The 1,579-nt window shown below is 43.3% G+C and carries 1 protein-coding gene; it reads left to right on the top strand.

Annotated features, from left to right (window positions below; translation table 11 throughout):
- Window positions 1-258: 258 nt before the first annotated feature.
- Window positions 259-1,431 (top strand): IS110 family RNA-guided transposase, encoded by a 1,173-nt coding sequence (locus tag KCX82_RS22800; RefSeq protein ID WP_227020736.1) that lies wholly within the window; start codon window positions 259-261, stop codon window positions 1,429-1,431.
- Window positions 1,432-1,579: the final 148 nt, after the last annotated feature.

The raw sequence follows: 1,579 nt of genomic DNA, 5'->3' as shown, positions 1-1,579 counted from the left end.
TTTGACGCTTCGTATTATTAAGTTATAGTACTCTTCTCATTCTGGTTCTCGGAATATGTACTATACTGTTTATAGACGCTGTGGATTAGTTTTTGACGCTTAACGCATGACGTTTTCACGTAGGCTATAACCACAGCCGTTTGCTTTAATGGTAATTAGTTAGATAACGCATGACGTTTCATTTAGAACGAGGTTACAGTCGGCAAACAGGTCTGTGGAAGAAAACAGTGTCAATTTTAAACTCAGGGAGGAACTGCTATGATTTATGCCGGCATTGATGTTGCCAAGGACAAGCACGATTGCCTTATCGTTGATTCGGATGGGGTGATCCTTTTCCAGACATTCACCATTCCCAACAACAAACAGGGGTTTGGTGAATTGCTTACCAATCTCAAGAAATGCGGGAGTGATTCATCTAAAATGAAAGTAGGGCTGGAAGCCACTGGTCACTACAGCGATAATCTTTTAGAGTTTCTGATCGCCAATGATCTCCCAACTACAGTAATCAATCCGTTACATACCAATCTTTACAGAAAAAGTCTAAGCCTTAGAAAGACGAAAACGGATAAGGTCGATGCTCACTCGATTGTGACTATGCTTAGGACAGAAAGCTTGAAGCCCTACTCACAGTCATCTTACCACGTTCGTGAGCTTAAGTCACTAACCAGATACCGATTCTCCCTAGTGCAGGACTGTGCCAGGCTCAAGACCTCTTACGCAAGGCTCTGCGTCATCCTTTTCCCTGAGTTAGAAAAGTTGGTTTCGTCGCTGCATATGGTTTCTACATACGCTTTACTTTCGGAACTGCCAAATGCAGGGGCAATATCCCAATGTCACCTTACAAGACTATCCAATCTTCTTTCTACATCATCCAAGGGCCGCTACGGAAAGGAAAAAGCCGTTGAGATCCGGAATGCGGCCAAAGACTCCATCGGTTCCTACAGCGACGTGAAATCCTTAGAACTGCAGCAAACCATCCAGATGATTCGAATGATGGAAGATCAGATCAAGCAGATCGAAGCGAAAATCAACCCAATTGTAGACGAACTTCACAGTCCGATTATGACGATTCCCGGAATCTCATATCGCATGGCTGCTATTATCATTGCCGAAACAGAAAACTTCAGTAATTTCAATTCGGCGGAAAAAGTGCTTGCCTTTGCCGGCTTGGAACCTTCCGTTTATCAGTCAGGACAACTGACATCCACACATTCGAAAATGGTGAAACGTGGCTCTAAATATCTGCGCTACGCACTCTTTAATGCCACAAAATATGTCTGCCATTGGGATGCAGGTTTCAGTCAGTACCTCGCTAAAAAGCGTTCTGAAGGCAAAGCCTACAACGTGGCCGTTTCCCACGCGACCAAGAAACTGACGCGAGTAATCTTTCACCTTGTGAAAACAAATCAGCCTTTCGCCAGTCAGGTATAACCGCTATGCCTATAGCAGTTTTGGGAGCAGCTTTCTGGGGTGCTTATTTTGTCATGCAATTATCAAGGTGCTGTTTAATTCGAAATGCGTTTCCACAATTCATTCAAAATTTTTCATTTTGAGACTTGACTTTTAATAGTTAGTCTAC

Origin of the sequence: Sinanaerobacter chloroacetimidivorans, assembly GCF_018128545.1 — a bacterium.
GTDB classification, from domain to species: domain Bacteria; phylum Bacillota; class Clostridia; order Peptostreptococcales; family Anaerovoracaceae; genus Sinanaerobacter; species Sinanaerobacter chloroacetimidivorans.
Note: the sequence above shows the minus strand (reverse complement) of the source record. Positions and strands in the feature narration are given on the sequence as shown.